At 63.0% G+C, this 18,283-nt stretch carries 19 protein-coding genes; 9 read left to right on the top strand and 10 right to left on the bottom strand.

The annotated features are described in order from the left end of the window. Positions 1-28: 28 nt before the first annotated feature. A complete protein-coding gene (locus tag AC19YX_RS10235) occupies positions 29-796 on the top strand; it encodes an SDR family oxidoreductase (protein WP_078469575.1) in 768 nt (255 codons plus the stop codon). 269 nt (positions 797-1,065) lie between these two features. Next, positions 1,066-1,971: a cation diffusion facilitator family transporter gene (locus AC19YX_RS10230; RefSeq protein WP_078469576.1), complete on the top strand. Its 906-nt coding sequence runs from the start codon at positions 1,066-1,068 to the stop codon at positions 1,969-1,971. Positions 1,972-2,018: 47 nt separating this feature from the next. Here AC19YX_RS10230 and AC19YX_RS10225 read toward each other — a convergent pair whose 3' ends face one another. From AC19YX_RS10225 to AC19YX_RS10195, 7 genes are all read right to left on the bottom strand, one after another. After that, complete coding sequence (locus AC19YX_RS10225; RefSeq protein WP_500606193.1) at positions 2,019-3,152, bottom strand: AGE family epimerase/isomerase; 1,134 nt, start codon at positions 3,150-3,152, stop codon at positions 2,019-2,021. 107 nt (positions 3,153-3,259) lie between these two features. Further along, positions 3,260-3,832, bottom strand: coding sequence for a HupE/UreJ family protein (locus tag AC19YX_RS10220; RefSeq protein WP_201129214.1), 573 nt, complete (start codon positions 3,830-3,832; stop codon positions 3,260-3,262). Between the two features lie 37 nt (positions 3,833-3,869). Further along, positions 3,870-4,484 (bottom strand): urease accessory protein UreG, encoded by a 615-nt coding sequence (gene ureG, locus AC19YX_RS10215; protein ID WP_020298712.1) that lies wholly within the window; start codon positions 4,482-4,484, stop codon positions 3,870-3,872. A gap of 39 nt (positions 4,485-4,523) precedes the next feature. Further along, positions 4,524-5,198 carry an urease accessory protein UreF gene (locus AC19YX_RS10210; RefSeq protein ID WP_078469579.1) on the bottom strand — a complete coding sequence of 225 codons (675 nt, stop codon included), beginning with the start codon at positions 5,196-5,198 and terminating at the stop codon, positions 4,524-4,526. Continuing rightward, on the bottom strand, positions 5,195-5,695 hold the full coding sequence (ureE, locus tag AC19YX_RS10205; RefSeq protein ID WP_500606192.1) for an urease accessory protein UreE: 501 nt from the start codon (positions 5,693-5,695) through the stop codon (positions 5,195-5,197). The genes AC19YX_RS10210 and ureE overlap by 4 nt, the downstream gene beginning before the upstream one ends. A gap of 278 nt (positions 5,696-5,973) precedes the next feature. Continuing rightward, entirely contained in the window at positions 5,974-6,606 is a 633-nt protein-coding gene (locus AC19YX_RS10200; RefSeq protein ID WP_020298715.1) for a TetR family transcriptional regulator, read from the bottom strand. A gap of 167 nt (positions 6,607-6,773) precedes the next feature. Continuing rightward, positions 6,774-7,283, bottom strand: a complete 510-nt coding sequence (locus AC19YX_RS10195) for a hypothetical protein (protein WP_078469582.1) — start codon at positions 7,281-7,283, stop codon at positions 6,774-6,776. Between the two features lie 388 nt (positions 7,284-7,671). Between AC19YX_RS10195 and AC19YX_RS10190 the strand changes: the two genes are divergently transcribed. After that, a complete protein-coding gene (locus AC19YX_RS10190) occupies positions 7,672-9,747 on the top strand; it encodes an AsmA family protein (protein WP_201129219.1) in 2,076 nt (691 codons plus the stop codon). Positions 9,748-9,806: 59 nt separating this feature from the next. Here AC19YX_RS10190 and AC19YX_RS10185 read toward each other — a convergent pair whose 3' ends face one another. Continuing rightward, positions 9,807-10,337: a ferritin-like domain-containing protein gene (locus tag AC19YX_RS10185; protein ID WP_020298718.1), complete on the bottom strand. Its 531-nt coding sequence runs from the start codon at positions 10,335-10,337 to the stop codon at positions 9,807-9,809. Positions 10,338-10,447: 110 nt separating this feature from the next. Next, positions 10,448-11,359, bottom strand: coding sequence for a LysR substrate-binding domain-containing protein (locus tag AC19YX_RS10180; protein ID WP_078469584.1), 912 nt, complete (start codon positions 11,357-11,359; stop codon positions 10,448-10,450). 137 nt (positions 11,360-11,496) lie between these two features. Between AC19YX_RS10180 and AC19YX_RS10175 the strand changes: the two genes are divergently transcribed. Both AC19YX_RS10175 and AC19YX_RS10170 read left to right on the top strand, forming a co-directional pair. Then, the gene (locus AC19YX_RS10175; RefSeq protein WP_500606191.1) at positions 11,497-12,135 is read left to right on the top strand and encodes an FMN-dependent NADH-azoreductase; all 639 of its coding nucleotides are present in this window, start codon (positions 11,497-11,499) and stop codon (positions 12,133-12,135) included. A 193-nt stretch (positions 12,136-12,328) separates the two neighbouring features. Then, positions 12,329-13,219: a lipase family alpha/beta hydrolase gene (locus tag AC19YX_RS10170; protein ID WP_078469586.1), complete on the top strand. Its 891-nt coding sequence runs from the start codon at positions 12,329-12,331 to the stop codon at positions 13,217-13,219. A gap of 25 nt (positions 13,220-13,244) precedes the next feature. On the opposite strand, the gene AC19YX_RS10165 is transcribed toward AC19YX_RS10170, so the two are convergent. Then, positions 13,245-14,132 carry a DMT family transporter gene (locus AC19YX_RS10165; protein ID WP_500606190.1) on the bottom strand — a complete coding sequence of 296 codons (888 nt, stop codon included), beginning with the start codon at positions 14,130-14,132 and terminating at the stop codon, positions 13,245-13,247. Between the two features lie 96 nt (positions 14,133-14,228). Between AC19YX_RS10165 and AC19YX_RS10160 the strand changes: the two genes are divergently transcribed. The 4 genes from AC19YX_RS10160 (at position 14,229) to AC19YX_RS10145 (ending at position 18,256) form a co-directional block, all read left to right on the top strand. Then, positions 14,229-15,017 carry an AraC family transcriptional regulator gene (locus tag AC19YX_RS10160; protein WP_078469588.1) on the top strand — a complete coding sequence of 263 codons (789 nt, stop codon included), beginning with the start codon at positions 14,229-14,231 and terminating at the stop codon, positions 15,015-15,017. Positions 15,018-15,088: 71 nt separating this feature from the next. Next, complete coding sequence (locus AC19YX_RS10155) at positions 15,089-15,382, top strand: PsiF family protein (protein WP_020298724.1); 294 nt, start codon at positions 15,089-15,091, stop codon at positions 15,380-15,382. Between the two features lie 189 nt (positions 15,383-15,571). Continuing rightward, complete coding sequence (locus AC19YX_RS10150) at positions 15,572-16,249, top strand: hypothetical protein (protein ID WP_500606189.1); 678 nt, start codon at positions 15,572-15,574, stop codon at positions 16,247-16,249. A gap of 309 nt (positions 16,250-16,558) precedes the next feature. After that, the gene (locus AC19YX_RS10145; RefSeq protein WP_500606188.1) at positions 16,559-18,256 is read left to right on the top strand and encodes a ShlB/FhaC/HecB family hemolysin secretion/activation protein; all 1,698 of its coding nucleotides are present in this window, start codon (positions 16,559-16,561) and stop codon (positions 18,254-18,256) included. Positions 18,257-18,283 lie beyond the last annotated feature (27 nt).

The raw sequence follows: 18,283 nt of genomic DNA, 5'->3' as shown, positions 1-18,283 counted from the left end.
CTGCGCGCCACCCAGCAAGGAGAACACCATGACTTCCACCCTGTTTATCACCGGGGCCACTTCCGGTTTTGGCGAAGCCTGTGCCCGGCGTTTCGCCGAGGCCGGCTGGTCGCTGGTGCTCACCGGTCGTCGTGAAGAGCGCCTGAATGCGTTGTGCGCCGAGCTTTCCAAACAGACACAGGTGCATGGCCTGGTGCTCGATGTGCGTGACCGCAAGGCGATGGAGGAGGCGATCGCCAACCTGCCGCCGTCCTTCAGCACGCTGCGCGGCCTGATCAACAACGCCGGCCTGGCCCTGGGCGTCGATCCGGCGCCCAAGTGCGACCTGGATGACTGGGACACCATGGTCGACACCAACATCAAGGGCCTGATGTACAGCACCCGCCTGTTGCTGCCCCGGCTGATCGCCCACGGGCGCGGCGCCGGGATCATCAACCTGGGGTCCATCGCCGGCAACTACCCGTACCCGGGCAGCCATGTCTATGGCGCGAGCAAGGCCTTCGTCAAACAGTTCTCCCTGAACCTGCGCTGCGACCTGCAGGGCACCGGCGTACGGGTGACCAATATCGAGCCGGGCCTGTGCGAGAGCGAGTTCTCCCTGGTGCGCTTCGCCGGTGACCAGGCGCGCTACGACGCGACCTACGCCGGTGCCGAGCCGATCCAGCCGCAGGACATCGCCGAGACGATTTTCTGGGTGCTCAACACCCCGGCCCACATCAATATCAACAGCCTGGAGCTGATGCCGGTCAGCCAGACCTGGGCCGGCTTCTCGATTGAGCGCAACGCCAAGCCCTGAGGCATGTACGTGGTGGGCGCGCAGCCTGGCGGCACAGACTCCCTGTAGTCGCTGCCGCAGGCTCGGGCCGCGTTCGGACACTGGCCATCGACAACCACCCACCCATTGGCCTCCCCCCAAGACGCTCGCCAGCTACAGTTGTTGTGCCTGGAAACACATAAGCTGATTCGTTTCAGCTTGAGGTCAGCCCAGCCCAGGTAGAATCCCCGCCAGACACTTCGCTACCGTCTCCTTCGAGGCGGTGGGTTTGAGGTTCGATAGGAGGCGTTGTGAGTAACCGAGGTGAGCAGGTTCTGCTCAAGCAATCGACCGTACTGATGTTCGCCGTGGCGATCGCCGGTATCGTCACGGGTTTTGTTTCTGGTGCCCAATCCATCCTGTTCGATGGCTTTTTTTCCCTGATCGCGACCTTTATCAAAGTCCTGATGCTGATCACCGCCAAGCTGATCGCCAAGGAAAGCAACCAGCGTTTCCAGTTCGGCTTCTGGCACCTGGAACCCATGGTGCTGTTGATCGAAGGCAGCTTCCTGCTGTTAATCGCGATCTACGCCTTTCTCAACGGTGTGTTCGGCATCATCAATGGCGGGCGTGAGATCGAGTTGGGGCTGGTGATCATCTACGCCGCGGTATTCACCGTGGTCGAGTTCGCTTATTTCTTCTACATCCGCCATCGCAACCGCACGCTCAAGTCCACCCTGATCCAGTTCGACAACATCAGTTGGCTGGTGGACGCCATGCTGTCCGTCGGCCTGTTGGTGAGCTTTCTCGCCGCCTTGCTGCTCAAAAGCCAGGGCTACCACGACTGGGCGATGTACGTTGACCCGCTGATCCTGATCCTGCTGGCGCTGAGCATGCTGCCCGCGGCGTTCAAGATCCTGCGGCCGGCGCTGCGGGACGTGCTGGGGATTGCCCCGGATCAGTTGGACGACAAGGTGCGTAACGTGATGGAAGCGGCCAAGGCCGAGCACGGTTTCGCCGACTATGTGTCTTACGTGCAGAAACACGGCCGGGCGCGCTTTATCGAGATCCATATCGTGCTGCCGGACGGCTATCCGCTGCACAGCGTGGCGACCCTGGATCAGTTGCGCGAAGAGATCTCCAGCCAACTCGGCCAGGCGGACACGGCGCGTTGGCTGACCATCAGCTTCACCGGGGATCGCAAGTGGATTGCCTGACCTGAAACTTGGGGCCGGCCGGAGTCTGTACGATCCCGGCGGCCCAGTCAGGTGAAGTATTCAGTCAGGCCGCGATAGCAGGTGGCCAGGTGATAAGGCGTGGTCGACGGCATGTCTTGCCGGCTGACCTTGCCGGCTGCGTCCAGGCATTCGTTCCAGCCGGCGGGGTGCAGGAAGTGTTGCTGCAACGCCAGCAATTGGCGACGCAGCGATGCCTGGCTGTGAGGGCGCAAGGTCAGGGCGCGCAGGTATTCGGCCTGGGCCCAGATGCGCTGGGTGGCATCCCTTGGCTGTGCCGTGGCTTGCAGGTCGAGCATGGCCGCCACTGCGCCGGTCTCCGGGTCGACTCCGCAGTCTTCGGTGAAGGCAAAAGCCCGATCCAGTGAGCCGTGCAGCGCCGTGCCTCGCAGCAGGGGCGAAGATTCCAGGAGGAAAAACCACTCGAACTGATGCCCCGGCTCAAACCAGTTATCCACAGCCCCCAGCGGCTTCTCCAGCATCACCCCGGTTTGCGGGTCGATGAAGCGCCGCTGCATGGCCTCGCATAACGCGGTGAGAGCGCCTTGCACGCGACGGTCTTCGCGCACCGCCAGGGTTGCCAGGAAGGCTTCCGCCAGGTGCATCAGCGGATTCTGCAGCGGCCCGGAGCCCAGGGACGACCAGTCTTGATCAAGGCTGGCCTGGTACAGGCCGTCGCCGCTGGCGAAACGTTCGGCCACCACGCTCAGCGCCGCATTGAGTACCGATTCCACCAGGGGCTCGCGCGCCTTGGCCCAGTAATGGGCGCAGGCGAAAATGATGAACGCGTGGGTATAGAGGTCCTTGCGCTTGTCCAGCGGCGCGCCCTGGGCGTCGATGCTGTAGAACCAGCCGCCGTGTTCGGCATCGTGAAAGTGCTGCTGCAGGGAGCGGAACAGTGCGGCGGCGCGTTGTTCAGCCGCGGGCACCTGGCCGATCAGGCTGGAGAACAGATACAGCTGCCGGGCGCAGGCCATGGCGCGATAGCGCTGCACCGGCAATGGCTGATGCCTGGCGTCCAGGGCTTCGAAAGGCAACGCCAGCGCCGGGTTCCAGCCAGGGCCTTGCCACAGAGGCACGATGACCCCCTGGAAGTGCTGCTGCACGGCCGCGAACAGAGCGGTCAATTCAGGCTGGGAGGCGGAGCTGGAAACATCGGGCATTGGCTGGCGTCGTCACGGCAGGGTTGAGTGCGCGACATGGTAGCAGGGCGAACGGGGCGGGCGCTCGCGAAAGCGCCGGCCCGTCTGTTCGGTCGTCGCTATTGGCCTCAGCCGGCCAGCAACCACACACCGGTGGCCGCCGATGCCGCACCGGCGACCCGTACCAGCGGCGCCGCAGCCTGGGGCAGGACCCGTACCACGGCGTAACCCGCGGCGTGCAGGGCGGCGGTCGCGGCCACGAAGCCTGCGGCATAGGCCCAGGGGCTGGACATGTCCGGCAGTTCCAGGCCGTGGGCCACACCGTGGAACAAGGCAAACAGCGCGGTGGCGGCCAGGGCCAGGCTCAGCGGTGGGCGTACCGCCAGGGCCACGGCCAGGCCCAGGGCCAGCACCGAGGCGGCGATCCCGCTTTCCAGGGCCGGCAGGTTCAGGCCTTCAAAACCCAGCAGGCCGCCGATCAGCATGGTGCCGACGAAGGTGCAGGGCAGGGCCCAGCGAGCGGCGCCTTGTTGCTGGGCCGCCCATAAACCGACCGCCAGCATCGCCAGCAAGTGGTCGAGGCCGCCGATGGGGTGGCTGATGCCGGCCATCAGACCGTTGTCGCCATGCCCTGGGTGGGCGAAGGCCAGGGCCGGGGTCAGCAGCAGGGCCAGGGCTCCGAAAATACGCTTGAGTGTCATAGGGTGGCTTCCTTGTTGAGTCGTTTATCAAGGGGAATCAGGCGGCGCCAAGCAGGCCCTGGCGTTCGATGAATTCGATGATCTGGTCCAGGCCGAGGCCGGTTTTCTGGTTGCTGAAGACGAACGGCTTGCCCGCGCGCATGCGCTGGGTGTCGCTGTTCATCAGTTCCAGGGAGGCGCCCACCAGTGGCGCGAGGTCGACCTTGTTGATCACCAGCAGATCGGACTTGCAGATCCCCGGGCCGCCCTTGCGCGGCAGCTTGTCGCCCGCGGAAACGTCGATCACGTAGATGGTCAGGTCCGACAGCTCCGGGCTGAAGGTCGCCGACAGGTTGTCGCCGCCGGATTCCACCAGAATCAGGTCCAGCCCGGGAAAACGCCGGTTCAGTTGATCCACCGCTTCGAGGTTGATCGACGCATCTTCGCGAATGGCGGTGTGCGGGCAGCCGCCGGTTTCCACGCCGATGATCCGCTCCGGCGCCAGGGCCTGGTTGCGCACCAGGAAGTCGGCGTCTTCGCGGGTGTAGATATCGTTGGTGACCACCGCCAGGTTGTAGCGCTCGCGCAGGGCCAGGCACAGGGCGAGGGTCAGGGCGGTCTTGCCGGAGCCGACCGGGCCGCCGATGCCGACGCGCAGGGGTTGTGAGTTCATGTGCTTCTCCACAATAAAAGGCGCCATGTCAGAGGGGGCCTAGGAACGGAATAGACGGCTGTACTGGCGCTCATGGGCCATGCACGCCAGGGACAGGCCAAACGCGGCGCTGCCGTAATGGATGGGGTCGCTGTGGGTGGCGGCATGCTGCGCCTGTTGCAGCAGCGGCAGCAGTTCACTGGTCAGGCGCTGGGCGGCTTGCTGGCCCAGGGGCAGGGTTTTCATCAGCACCGCCAGTTGGTTTTCCAGCCAGCTCCAGAGCCAGGCGGCCAGGGCGTCCTGGGGGCTGATCTGCCAGGCACGCGCCGCCAGGGCCCAGCCCAGGGCCAGGTGCGGCTCGCCGCGTTGCTGGAGAAAATCCCGGGCGGCCTGATCCAGCTCAGGCAGGCCGTTGAGCAGTTGCTGCAGGGAATAGCCCATCTGCCGGCTTTCCTGATACAGCTCGCGGGTTTCCCGGCTGGCGCGATGCTCGTCGCACAGTTGCAGCAACTGCGCCCAGTCTTCATCCGCTGCGGCCTGGCAATGGGCGAGCAACAGCGGCGCTTCGAACCGCGCCAGGTTCAACAGCAATTGATCGCTGATCCAGCGCCGGGCGCTGGCCGAGTCCATCACGCGCTGCTGCTCGACGGCCATTTCCAGGCCCTGGGAATAGCTGTAGCCGCCAATCGGCAACTGCGGACTGGCCAGGCGCAGCAGGGCCCAGGCTGGGTTCATGGGCGCACGCCAAACTGGTGCAGGCGCGGCGGGTAGTTGAAGTCCTCGTCACCGTGCCGCGAGTGATGGTGGCCGCCGCCGTAGGCGCCGTGTTCCGGTTGGAATGGCGCTTCAATGGCTTCGGCCGAGGCTCCCAGTTGTTCGAGCATGGCCTTGAGCACGTAGTCATCGAGCAGGCGCAGCCAGCCATCACCGACTTGCAGCGCGACATGGCGGTTGCCCAGGTGATAGGCGGCGCGGGTCAACTCGAAGGCGTTGCGGCAGGTGACGTGCAGCAGCGCTTCCGGGCGAGCGCGAACGCGCACGACGCGTCCGTCTTCGGCAGCCAGGCATTCACCATCGTGCAGCGGCGGCTGGCCGCGCTCCAGAAACAGACCGACGTCTTCACCCTCGGCACTAAAACAGCGCAGACGGCTTTTGCTGCGGGCCTCGAAGTTCAGGTGCAGCTCGGCGGACCATTGGGCTTGAGGTTCGATTCGGCGATGAATCACCAGCATGTGAGGGCTTCCAGCTAAGAGCGATGCAGGTGCTAGAGCAAGGGCCTTGCCAATCACCGGATACGCTCGAAAAACCCGGCGACCCCCCTATGTGCACGCCTGAAAATGGGGCACGCTCGTGTTTTATTTTGTTACAAGTTGGCGAGGTGCACTGATTTATAGCACCGGCTTGGTGCGTCGTCGGATTTTTTGCTGCAAGGCGGGGCGCCGCGTCGGGTGCTAAGCGTTCGGCTTGATCGGGCGAGAAGGGGGCGGTGCTAGGTGGGGAAGGTACGGGGTTACTCGGTGCTGCCCAGGCCTTGCCAGTGCTTGAGGCCAATGAAAATAAAGCGCAGTTGCTGGGTGATCTTGGCCTGAGGCGTCAGGTGTTCGGGCAGGGCCGCAGCGGGCGGATCGATGATGTCCGGCAGGGTGGCGAACACACTTTTGACGATCAGGTCGGCGATCACGCCGAGGTCCGCCGTCGCCAGGTGCTGCAATTTGGGCATCAGGCTCAGGTCGGTGGCGAGGTCGGTGCTGATGTTTTCCCGCAGGTTGGCAATCGCCTGGCGCACCGGCAGCGAGCCACCGTACTGCTCACGCGCAAGAAACAGGAACTGCGAACGATTGGCCGCCACCACGTCGAGGAAGATCCGTACCGATGCGTCGATGATCCCGCCCATGACGAACTCGTTATGGCGGACCAGGCGAATGGTTTCGCGGAAGGTCTGGCCGACTTCGCTGACCAATACCAGGCCCAGTTGGTCCATATCGGCAAAGTGCCGGTAGAAACCGGTGGGGACGATACCGGCGGTCTTCGCCACTTCGCGCAGGCTCAGGCTGCCAAACCCTCGGCCACACTCCATCAAGTGACGGGCTGCGTCCATCAGGGCATTGCGGGTTTGTTGCTTCTGTTCGGCACGGGGCAGCATTGGCGGGCTGACTTTCTACTCAGGAAGAGCGGGGCACTCTAGCAAATCAACTTTGTCGGCGTCGAACCCGGGCTGGATTGACGGGGAGGCGTGTTGGAACGAGGTGAGGGCTTTACAAAGTCAAAGCCCGATCCAGGGACCGGGCTTTTTTCTGGGCCAGCATGGGCTCAGCTCACAGCTTGATGACGTTGTTCCAGGCGATCAGCACCGTCTGCGGCAACAGTCTGACCTTGTGGGGTGCGATCGAAGCCATCTTCGGCAACGGTCTGGCCTTGTGGGGTGCGGTCGAAGCCATCTTCGGCAACGGTCTGGCCTTGTGGGGTGCGGTCGTAACCATCTTCGGCAACGGTCTGACCTTGTGGGGTGCGATCGTAGCCGTCTTCAACCAGGCCTTTCTGTTCCAGGCGATCACGGCCACCTTCGGCTACGGTTTGGCCTTGTGGGGTGCGATCATAGCCGTCTTCGGCAACGCTCTGGCCTTGTGGAGTACGGTCCGAGCCATCGGCAGCGACTTTGTTGCGTTCGATCAGGCGGTCCGAACCACCTTCAGCGAGGGTCTGGCTGAACACGGTGTGGCTGGCTTTGACTTGTGGAGTGGCCTGTTCGGCGGCTGGCAGGGCATAAGCGTTGGCGGCCAGGATCGAGAGGGTCAGGCTGAGCAGTAATTGGCGTTTCATGATGGGGGTGCTCCTCGGGGGGGCGATAAAGTGGGTACGGAGCCAATGTTACGCGCGCTAAATCGATAGAAAAGTTCATAAAGACAATGGTAATAATCAACGGAATTGATTGTTCGGCCCAAAGGCTCTATCTCGGGCCTTTGCGGCGAGGTGTTTTGCACCGGAGTGGGTATTTCCGACTCACTTTCGCTTCACATTCGGGCGGGCGCGGTAACGCGAAGCTGGCGGCCTGGTCAGAAAACCCCGGGTTATTTCGTCTAAATCGGCATTCGGGTTAAACCTGAGAGCGCTTTATCAGTCGTAGTTTTCATGGCCGATCATTTTTGTCCGGCATTTCATCCAAGGCGCCGTCCTACGCGCGCCTCGTCGTATTCAGGAGCCCTGTGCAATGACGCGCACTCGTAAAATTTTCGCCTGGACCATCGCCATCCTGGTGCTGCTATTGGCCGTGTTGGTGCTGTTGATTGCCTTCTTCGATTGGAACCGGATCAAGCCGCAGATCAACGCCAAGGTGTCCGAGGAGCTGCATCGGCCATTCGCAATCAATGGTGACCTGGCGGTGATCTGGCAGCGCGAGCCCGACGAAGGTGGCTGGCGGGCCTGGGTGCCGTGGCCGCATGTGGTGGCGCAAGACCTGACCCTGGGCAACCCGGACTGGTCCAAGGCCCCGCAGATGGTCACTCTCAAGCGTGTCGAGTTGCGTATTTCGCCCCTGGCACTGTTGGCGCAGCGCGTGCACATCCCGCGTATCGACCTGACCGAACCCAATGCCGCACTGCAACGGCTGGGCGATGGGCGCGCCAACTGGACCTTCAAGTTCGACCCCAAGGACCCCAACGCCGAGCCCTCCAATTGGGTGGTGGACATCGGCGCCATCGGTTTCGACAAGGGCCACGTGACCCTCGACGACCAGAGCCTGAAAACCCAGCTCGACCTGCTGATCGACCCATTGGGCCAGCCAATTCCATTCAGCGATATCGTCGGCGACAAGGCCGCGAAAAAGGTCCAGGAAAAAGGCGCCGAGCCCCAGGCCTATGCCTTCGCGTTGAAGGTCAAGGGTCAATACCATCAGCAGAAACTGACCGGCACCGGCAAGATCGGCGGGCTGCTGGCCCTGCAGGACGCGGCCAAGCCGTTCCCGTTGCAGGCCAAGGTCAAGATCGCCGACACCAGCGTTGAGTTGCAGGGCACCCTGACCGATCCGCTGAACCTGGGGGCGCTTGATCTGCGCCTGAAACTGGCCGGCAGCAGCCTGGGCAACCTGTACCCGCTGACCGGCGTCACGCTGCCGGATTCGCCGCCCTATGCCACCGACGGCCACCTGATTGCCAAGCTGCATGACCCGGCCGGCGCGAGTTTTCAGTACCAGGACTTCAACGGCAAGATCGGCGACAGCGACATCCATGGCAACCTGGCCTATGTCGCCAGCCAGCCGCGGCCCAAGCTCACCGGGGCGCTGGTGTCCAACCAGTTGCTGTTCGCCGACCTGGCGCCGCTGATCGGTGCCGACTCCAATGCCAAGCAGAAGGCCCGGGGCGGCGAAAGCAAACAGCCGGCGGACAAAGTGCTGCCTGTGGAGGAGTTCCGCACCGAACGCTGGCGCGATATGGACGCCGATGTCGAATTCACCGGCAAGCGCATCGTCCACAGTGCCGACCTGCCGTTCACCGACCTCTATACCCACCTGGTGCTCAATGACGGGCACCTGAGCCTCGAGCCGCTGCGTTTTGGCGTGGCCGGCGGCAAGCTCGATGCGCAGATCCGCCTCAATGGCCAGGCCACGCCCTTGCAGGGCCAGGCCAAGCTGACGGCGCGCAACTTCAAGCTCAAGCAGTTGTTCCCGACCTTTGAACCGATGAAAACCAGTTTCGGCGAGCTCAATGGCGACGCCGATATCTCCGGCACCGGCAATTCGGTGGCCGCGTTGCTGGGGACCGCCAATGGTGACCTGAAGATGCTGATCAACGATGGCGCCATCAGCCGCAGCCTGATGGAAATCGCCGGGCTCAACGTCGGTAACTATGTGGTGGGGAAAATGTTCGGCGACAAGGAAGTGAAGATCAATTGCGCCGCCGCCGACTTCGGGATCAAGAGCGGGCTGGCCACCTCGCGCCTGTTCGTCTTCGACACCGAGAACGCCATCATTTACATCGATGGCACGGCAAACATGACCCGCGAGCAGCTCGACCTGACCATCACCCCGGAATCCAAGGGCCTGCGTCTGTTCTCCCTGCGCTCGCCGCTCTATGTGCAGGGCCCGTTCATCAAGCCGAGCGCCGGGGTCAAGGCGGTGCCGCTGATGCTGCGCGGTGCCGGCATGGTCGCCTTGGGGGTGATTGCCGGGCCGGCGGCGGGCCTGTTGGCGCTGGTTGCGCCGAGCGGGGGCGAGCCGAACCAGTGCGCGCCGCTGCTGGACCAGATGCGCTCGGGCAAGGCACCGGTCACGGTCAAGCCGACCAAGTAACCCGCCCAAACGAAAACAGCCAGCTCCGGAGAGCTGGCTGCGGTATTACGAGAAGCGGCTTACAGGTCGGCCAGGATATCCGCCATGTCGTCGGCGTGTTCCTCTTCCTGGGCCAGGATGTCTTCAAAGATACGACGCGTGGTCGGGTCCTTGTCGCCGATGTACTGGATGATCTCGCGGTAGCTGTCGACGGCGATCCGCTCTGCCACCAGGTCTTCGTAGACCATCTCTTTCAAGGTATTGCCGGCCACGTACTGGGCATGGGAGTTCTTGGACAGCAGGTCGGGGTTGAACTCCGGTTCGCCACCCAGTTGCACGATGCGTTCGGCCAGCTTGTCGGCGTGCTCGGCTTCCTGGTTCGCGTGCTCGAGAAATTCGTCGGCGGCGACACTGGCCTTGATCCCGTTGGCCATAAAGTAGTGCCGTTTGTAGCGCAGGACGCAGACCAGTTCAGTGGCCAGCGACTCGTTGAGCAGGCGCAGGATCTCTTCCCGGTCGGCACTGTAGCCTTCGGTCACGGCGCCGTTCTCCACATGCTGGCGGGCGCGTTCGCGAAGGGTGTTTACATCAGATAAATGCATGTCGCTCATCTCGATCTCCTGGAGGCTAATCCGATTGACGCCAGGCTCTGTCGGCCTGATCGCTACCTTGGGTGTGAGTCTCGGGAGCTGCAAAAAGTTTTATCGGATGTGTCCGGCGGTCAACTGCGCGCCAGGGGTGGATGTCCGGCCAGCAGCGATTCCTGCTGCAGCCATTGGAGAAAGGCGCGCACCGGCGGATGGCGCTCGCGCCCCGGCACACACAGTGCGCTGTAGCCGGCACCGTCCACCTGGACCTCGGGCCGGTAGGGCTGCAGCAGGCCGCCGGCCACGCTCTGCGACACCAGGATGTTGCTGGCCAGGACCAGGCCCTGACCGGCAATCGCGGCTTGCAGGGCGTACTGTTCCTCGTCGTAGGAGCGGATCAGCGGCTGGTGCTCGAACCAGCTTTCCCCGGCCAGGGCGCACCAGGCCTGCCAGCCGTCGGCATAGAGCCGGGAGTTGCGCCAGTGCACGCTGATCAGGGTCGGTTGCTGCTGGTGGGCCTGGGCCACTTGCTGCGGGGCGCCATAGACCGCGAAACGCTCGTCGAACAGGCACAGGCCGTGCAGGTTCAGGTAGCCCTCCTGGCTGTAGCGGATCGCCACATCGATGCTCGCATCCTGTTGCAGGTCGACCACCTCGGATTGGCTATCCAGGCGCACGCTGATGTTGGGATACCGGGCATAGAAACGCCCCAGCCGCGGTACCAGCCACAAGGCGGCAAAGGCCGCGGTGGTGGAGACCGTCAGTTGGGTGTTGCTGGGTTTTGGGCGCAGGGTATCGACGCTCTGGGTCACCTCCAGCAGGGCGCTATGCAGGCTGTGGAACAAGCGCTGGCCGGGCTCGGTCAAGCGCACCTGGCGCGGCAACCGTTCGAACAGCGCCACCCCCAGCCAGTGTTCCAGGCTACGGATCTGGTGTGACACCGCGGTGGGCGTCACCGACAGGTCTTCGGCGGCGGCCTTGAAACTCAGCAGGCGCGCGGCGGACTCGAAAGTGCGCAGGGCGGTGAGAGGCAGGTGAGCAAACATCCAAGGCTCCACGATTGATTTAAATTCATCTGAAAGGATTTCTGCTCATTTGTTGAGGCAGGGTTTGGCTAATAGATTTAGCGCGGACAGGCCCTGGTTTCAAGGCCGCAATCAGCAACCTGCATGAGGCAGATGAGATGAATACAGTTCTTGCGGTTCACGGTAGCCCACGGGGCGAGCGCTCCCATACCCGGCGCTTGGCCGAGGTTTTCCTCCAGGCCTGGCAAACGGCCAACCCCCAGGGGCATCTCACCCGGCGCGAGGTCGGACGCGGGCATTTGCCCCACGTCAGCGAGGCTTTTATCGCCGCGGCGTTTTATCCACAGCCCGAGGCGCGGCCGCTGTCGATGCAGGCGGACCTGGCTTTGAGCGATGAGCTGGTGGCGGAGCTGCTCGGCCACTCGCGCCTGGTGATCGCGGCGCCGATGCACAACTTCAGCGTGCCCAGCGGGATCAAGGCCTGGGTCGATCACATCGTGCGCCTGGGGCGGACGTTCAACACCCTGCAGGACAACGGCGTGGCTCAGTACCAGCCGTTGGTTCAGGGCAAGAAAGTGTTGATCGTCACCAGTCGTGGCGGGGGCGGCTTTGGTCCGGGAGGCGAGCATGAAGCGATGAACCACGCGGATCGCTGGTTGCGTACCGCCCTGGGTTTTATCGGTATCGAGAACGTCACGGTGGTTGCCGCGGAGGGTGAGGAGTCGGAGAGCGAGGGTTTTCAGCGTTCCTGCGCAGAGGCGCAGCAGCGCTTGCTGGCCCTGGCGCAAACCTTCTGAGAAGGCAGTGTTGGCCAGGATGTTGCTGCGGTTGGTGGGGCTGATGGGGGCGGGGGTGGTCAGGCTTAAGCAGCCGGGTGGGCGACAGGGCTGTCATCAGCGTGTCGCCAAAGCGTCATGGGGGCTGACGATGTCCCTGGTTATGGTTTAGCTTTCAGCCAGCCCCGCTGCCTTCGCACAAGGACGTCGCCGCATGTCTCAAGAGCTCGCCACGCGTTACCCGCTGGTCCTGGTGCCCGGCATGCTGGGGTTTGTCCGCCTGCTGCTGTACCCCTATTGGTACGGGATAGTCGCAGCCTTGCGCCGGGGTGGTGCGACCGTGATTGCGGTGCAGGTTTCGCCGCTCAACTCCAGTGAGGTGCGCGGCGAGCAGTTGCTGGCGCGGATTGAAGCCATCCGCCAGGAAACTGGAGCGGCCAGGGTCAACCTGATCGGCCACAGCCAAGGCTCGCTGACCGCGCGTTATGCCGCGGCCAAGCGACCGGACTGGGTGGCGTCGGTGACCTCGGTGGCCGGGCCCAATCACGGTTCGGAACTGGCTGACTACCTGGAGAAACACTACCCGGCGACCACCGCCAAAGGGCGTCTGCTGAGTGTTGCCCTGCGCTTGATTGCAGCGCTGATGAGCCTGCTGGAGACCGGCTATCGCGGGCCGCGGCTGCCGGTGGATGTGCCGGCGGCGCACCAATCGTTGACCAGCGAGGGCGTGGCCCTGTTCAACCGCCAGTACCCCCAGGGCTTGCCTGATACCTGGGGCGGCCAGGGGGCGGAAGAGGTCGACGGCGTGCGCTATTACTCCTGGTCCGGGACCTTGCAGCCCGGCAAGACCGACCGCGGGCGCAACCTGCTGGACGGCACCAACCGCAGTTGCCGGCTGTTCGCCAGGACCTTCGTGCGGGAAGCCGGGCACTGCGATGGCATGGTCGGGCGCTACAGCTCGCACCTGGGCACGGTGATCGGCGACGAATACCCGCTGGATCATTTCGATATCGTTAACCAATCCCTGGGACTGGTGGGCAAGGGCGCCGAACCGGTGCGACTGTTTGTCGAACATGCCCGGCGTCTCAAGGCTGCGGGCGTCTAGCCTGTGCCTGGGGGATGCAGCCGCTTCAGGCCAGTTGCGGCGAACGGCCGATGACGGTGGTCCAGCGTTCGCAGACAATCACCCCGCCCAGGGTCAGTACGCCGCCCACCATGTGGTACAGGGCCAATTGTTCGTGCAGCACCACGGCCGCGATCAGGGCGGTGACCAGCGGCAGCAGGTTGAAAAACTGCGTGGTGCGGCTCGGCCCCAGGCGCGACACGGCCTGCATCCAGGCCAGGGGCGCCAGCATCGAGGCCAGCAGGCAGGCATAGAGCACCAGGGGAATATTGCGCAGGGTCGGGCCGACTTTCTCGGACAGCAGAAACAACGGCAACAGCACCAACACCGCCACCAGCACCTGCAGGTACAGCAGCACCAGGGGCGGGATGCGCAGCTGCCATTTTTTCAGCAGGGTGCTGTAGATCGCGTAGGCCAGGGTGGCAATCAGCATCATCGCGTCACCCAGGTTCACCCCATGTTGCAGCAGGGTCTCCAGGCTGCCGGCGGACACCACCACCAGCACCCCGGCAAATGACAGCAAGGCGCCGACCAGCGCGCCGGCGGTCAGGCGCTGGCCGAGGCTGATAATGGCCATGGCCAGCGACATCAGCGGCATCAGCGACAGGATGATTCCCATATTGGTGGCCGACGTGCGGCTCGCGGCGAAATAGGCCAGGCTCTGGTAAACCGCCATGCCCAGTACCCCGAGGATGAAAATCCGCCCCAGGTTCGGGCGGATCAGCGGCCAATGCTGCTTCACCGGCTTGAGCATGAACGGGGTGAACAGCAGCCCGGCCAGCAGCCAGCGGTAAAAACCGATCTCCGCCGGGAAGATGGCGTCGGCCGCCAGTTTGGTGACCACGGTGTTGCCGGCCCAGATCAGAATCGCCAGCAAGGGATAAGCGTATTGCATGAGAACAGCCATAACGTTGAAGAGGAGGGATTATCCGTCTGTCTGGATAAATGCTTATACTTCGAAACAGACAACCCGCCCTTGAATCCGGACAGCATGAGCAAAAAACATATCGAGCTGCTGCCTTTCAGCGGTCTGCCGGCACCGCTGTACTTTCGCCATGCGCACTTTCATGCCCACAGCCATGCCCTGGAGCATCGGCATCCCTGGGGTTGCCTGGAGTATTCGGCCCATGGCGTGCTGCACATGGAGATCGCAGGCAGCCGCTTCATGTCGCCGCCGCAGTTCGCCATCTGGGTGCCACCCCACACCGAGCACAGCTTCTACAGCCCGCAGCCGATCACCTACCGTGCCGTGTGCCTGGTGCCCGAATTGTGCGAGGCGCTGCCGCAGCAGGGCTGTACCCTGGCCATCAGCGATATTCTCAAGGCCATCCTCAAGGACTTTGCCGTGCGCGACGTGCAGATACCCGACGGCGCGGCTGACCAGCGCCTGGCCGAGGTGGTGCTGGATCAACTGCAACAGGCGCCGGTGCATGACTGCTATCTGCCCTACGCCAGCAGCCCGGCCTTGCTCGGGGTGCTGGAAGCCTTGCAGGCCGCGCCGGGGGACAACCGCCCGCTGGCCGACTGGGCCGGGCAGATCCATGTCAGCGAACGCACCTTGGCCCGGCAGTTTGTCCGGGAACTGGGGATGAGTTTTGGCGAGTGGCGCCAGCGCCTGCGCTTCCTGGCGTCGATCGAGGCCCTGGACAGTGCCCGCAGCGTCCAGGAAGTGGCATTCGACATGGGCTACAGCAGCGCTTCAGCTTTTATCGCGATGTTCCAGCGCCAGGCCGGCTGCACTCCCGAGCAATACCGGCGGACCAGTTTGCAGAACAGGTGAAGGTGTAACCGGGTTTGTCTACACTGCGCTGGAGGCCGTGCCGATCGGCGCGGTAACCAGGAGAAAACTCCATGAAGATGCTGCGTATTCCGTTGTTGATGGTGGGCCTGTTGCTGTGTTCCCAGGGGTTTGCCGCAACGGCTGCCCAACAGGCCCAGCAGGACAAGATGAAGTCCTGCAATGCCGACGCCACCACCAAGGCCCTCAAGGGTGATGAGCGCAAGGCCTTCATGAGCACCTGCCTGAAAGCCGCCAAGCCCACTCAGCAAGACAAGATGAAAACCTGCAACGCCGACGCCACCACCAAGGCCCTCAAGGGCGATGAGCGCAAAACCTTCATGAGCACCTGCCTCAAGAACAAGTAAATCCCCCCGGTTCAGGCCTCTGCTGTTGCCGCAGTCGGAGGCCTTGGCCGAGGTTCAAGTCCCTTCGCCAAATCCCTGCATCCCGACCTATCCCTTTGGTTATGATTCGGCGCCGTAGTGGCGCTTTGTCATTGTCTGCGATGAGGCGTGCGGGTCCTGCTCGCTCATTGCTCTACCCAGGAATACGCGGTGAAGAAAATCGTATGGATGATGGTGCCCCTGTCGCTGCTGGGATGTGATTTTAACGCCCGCAGTTCCGCACCGACCCTCTGGAGCGACGGCATCATGCTGGAGCAGAAAAAGGTGGCGGTGGATGAACAGCACGCAAAAGTGATCATGCAGTCGACGAGTGTCAGCGCAGTGGAGTTTTCGGTCAGGCGCGAAAACGATCCGGACCCGCGTCCCGAAAAACTGGGCACCGCGTCCAAGCCTCTGGGCGGCAAGCTGGGGGCTTGGTTCGCCACCTTCGAGAGCGCCGTGCACAAGAACTTCCCCCAGCTTGAAATACCGGCGCAGCCGGGCCAGAAGTTGCAGGTGCTGGGCTATTGGGAAACCTCGGGCACTCAGCCGGCGCCGGGTTATGAGTATCAGAGCACAGTGCAGAAGGTGTACGACCCGCAGAAGAACAAGTGGGAAGACAAGCCGGTGTCCATTCCCACCGTGCCGACCTCAAGCCATTGCGGGCCGTTGGGCAGCACCTTTGTGCCGGAGAAGCAAAAGGTCTACCTGGTGGAGTTCGCCAGGGTCGATAACGACACGGCTTGCCAGCAGCATGTCTATGACATCACCCAGCCCAATCAACGCATCCCGGTGGTGCTGATCGATGACATGCCCGGTTCGAGCATGCAGGCGTTTCATTCGCCTTAGAACGGGCGCCGAAGCAGGAGGTTTTTCAATAGGCCCGGCTATGAAAAGCCCACCAGCGGGAGCGGCAGGGCGCAATGGGGAGGGGAAAATCCGGTGTGTCTGTTTAGATACAAAACACCTCGTCCGGCGTGCTCCCAGCTGCTTTCTTTGCCGGCGCACTACTGGCAATAAGCCTTGTAGCCGCTCGTCGTTTTTCTGTCATGTAACGGATTTAACGCCTTAATATCTTTCCCCTTCAAAAGCAGGTGCTGGATTACACCTGATAGGCGCTGCGGTTTTCTGCGTCGGTTATTCAAGGGAATTGAATGAATGTCACGTTTTGGCATCACGCCTGTAGTAGCGTTTTGTGCTCTGTTCACTTCCATGCTCCAGGCTGCCCCGGTGCAGACCCCGGGCGATCGCGACCTGATTCGTGATCGCCAGCAGCAGTTGCTGCAAGAGCAGCAAAAACGTCTCGAAGAACTCCAGCAGCTGCCGGGTAAGTCCCTGCCGCCTGCACCCACCGAAAAAGCCGATGAACAGCGCTGCTTCACCATCAAGACCGTGGTGCTGGACGGTGCCGAACACTTGAGCTCCGGCGATCGCGACCGCTTGTTGGCGCCCTATCGCAACCAGTGCCTGTCGGTCGGCCAGATCAACACCCTGCTCAAAGCCATTACCCATCACTACCTGGAACGCGGGTATGTGACCACCCGTGCCTATCTGCCGGCCCAGGACCTGTCGACCGGTGAACTGAAGATCGTGGTGGTCGAAGGCCGCCTCGAGTCCCTGGACAGCTCGGCGCTGGCCAGTTCCCGGGAGTTGGCGATGACCTTTCCGGGGCAGGTGGGGGACGTGTTGAATCTGCGGGAACTGGAGCAACTGGTCGATCAGTTGACGCGCCTGCCTTCGCGCCAGGCCGAGCTTGAGCTGGCCCCCGGCGACGAGGTCGGCGGCAGCCGGGTCGGGCTCAAGGGTGAACGACTCAAGCCCTGGCGCGTCTCGGCGACCCGTAACAACGATGGCGATAAAACCACCGGCGAGCAGCAGATGGGCGTCGGTCTCGATTGGGACAGCCCGCTGGGCCTGGCCGACCAGTTGAGTTTGCGCGCCAATCAGGATGCGGTCAGTGATCGCTGGCGCCACTCCGACAACCAGAGCCTCTACTACAGCCTGCCCTGGGGCTGGTGGACCCTCAGTTATTCCTACAGCCAGAGCTACTACCGGACCCGCAATGACGACGCCGGGTTTGCTTTCGAATTCGATGGCGTGAGCAAGAGCCAGCAACTGCGCGCCGAGCGTGTGCTGCACCGCGACAACCTGAGCAAGACCGGCCTGAGCCTTGGCCTGAGCCAGTTGCATACGCGCAATTACATCGATGACAACTTTATCGATGTGTCCAGCAACCGCATCACCGAAACCCAGTTGGGCTTCAACCACGGCCGGCGTATCGGCAGCGCCTTTGTCAACGCCGATATCGGCTGGCAACAGGGCATCGGTGCCCTGGATGCCCAGGGCAGCGGCCACCCGCGCGGCAGCGAGCCCGTGGCCCGCTACAACAAATACACCCTGACCCTGAGCTACCTGCAGCCGTTTCGCCTGTGGGACGAGAACTTCAGCTTCGACAGCCTGGCCACTGGTCAGCGCAGCGAAGACGTATTGTTCAGCCCGCAACGAATCAGCCTGGGCGGGGTCAGTTCAGTACGGGGCTTTCAAGACCAGAGCCTGTCCGGCGACAGCGGTGGCTACTGGCGCAACCAGTTGCGCTGGCGGCGCGCCGTGACCTGGCAGCCGCTGCTGCCTTTCGTGCATGAGTACGGGGCGGCCCTGGCCTATGACGTTGGCGTGATAAAGGGCGGGCGCTACAACCCGGATGCCAAGGGGCGCATGACCGGCAATGCCCTGGAATTCAACGCCCGCGGCCAGTACCTGGCGGCTTCGGTCAGTTTTGCTCGATCCCTGGAGCGACCCGGCCTGATCGAGAAACGAGAACATCCGGTGTATTTCCGCCTCGACATGTTCTTTTGATTTGACTCACTTTCAGTGAATGGATGA

The sequence above is a fragment of the Pseudomonas sp. MF09150 genome (assembly GCF_059862355.1).
This window is presented reverse-complemented; position numbering and strand designations above follow the sequence as displayed.

Coding starts and splice junctions, on each gene's coding strand:
- AC19YX_RS10225 (WP_500606193.1), bottom strand. CDS start 3,152: ATGCCCGATGTTTCCAGCTCCGCCTCCCAGCCTGAATTGACCGCTCTG.
- AC19YX_RS10185 (WP_020298718.1), bottom strand. CDS start 10,337: ATGAGCGACATGCATTTATCTGATGTAAACACCCTTCGCGAACGCGCC.
- AC19YX_RS10145 (WP_500606188.1), top strand. CDS start 16,559: ATGTCACGTTTTGGCATCACGCCTGTAGTAGCGTTTTGTGCTCTGTTC.
- AC19YX_RS10210 (WP_078469579.1), bottom strand. CDS start 5,198: ATGAACCCAGCCTGGGCCCTGCTGCGCCTGGCCAGTCCGCAGTTGCCG.
- AC19YX_RS10165 (WP_500606190.1), bottom strand. CDS start 14,132: ATGCAATACGCTTATCCCTTGCTGGCGATTCTGATCTGGGCCGGCAAC.
- AC19YX_RS10160 (WP_078469588.1), top strand. CDS start 14,229: ATGAGCAAAAAACATATCGAGCTGCTGCCTTTCAGCGGTCTGCCGGCA.
- ureG (WP_020298712.1), bottom strand. CDS start 4,484: ATGAACTCACAACCCCTGCGCGTCGGCATCGGCGGCCCGGTCGGCTCC.
- AC19YX_RS10170 (WP_078469586.1), top strand. CDS start 12,329: ATGTCTCAAGAGCTCGCCACGCGTTACCCGCTGGTCCTGGTGCCCGGC.
- AC19YX_RS10190 (WP_201129219.1), top strand. CDS start 7,672: ATGACGCGCACTCGTAAAATTTTCGCCTGGACCATCGCCATCCTGGTG.
- AC19YX_RS10220 (WP_201129214.1), bottom strand. CDS start 3,832: ATGACACTCAAGCGTATTTTCGGAGCCCTGGCCCTGCTGCTGACCCCG.
- AC19YX_RS10155 (WP_020298724.1), top strand. CDS start 15,089: ATGAAGATGCTGCGTATTCCGTTGTTGATGGTGGGCCTGTTGCTGTGT.
- AC19YX_RS10180 (WP_078469584.1), bottom strand. CDS start 11,359: ATGTTTGCTCACCTGCCTCTCACCGCCCTGCGCACTTTCGAGTCCGCC.
- AC19YX_RS10175 (WP_500606191.1), top strand. CDS start 11,497: ATGAATACAGTTCTTGCGGTTCACGGTAGCCCACGGGGCGAGCGCTCC.
- AC19YX_RS10200 (WP_020298715.1), bottom strand. CDS start 6,606: ATGCTGCCCCGTGCCGAACAGAAGCAACAAACCCGCAATGCCCTGATG.
- AC19YX_RS10195 (WP_078469582.1), bottom strand. CDS start 7,283: ATGAAACGCCAATTACTGCTCAGCCTGACCCTCTCGATCCTGGCCGCC.
- AC19YX_RS10235 (WP_078469575.1), top strand. CDS start 29: ATGACTTCCACCCTGTTTATCACCGGGGCCACTTCCGGTTTTGGCGAA.
- ureE (WP_500606192.1), bottom strand. CDS start 5,695: ATGCTGGTGATTCATCGCCGAATCGAACCTCAAGCCCAATGGTCCGCC.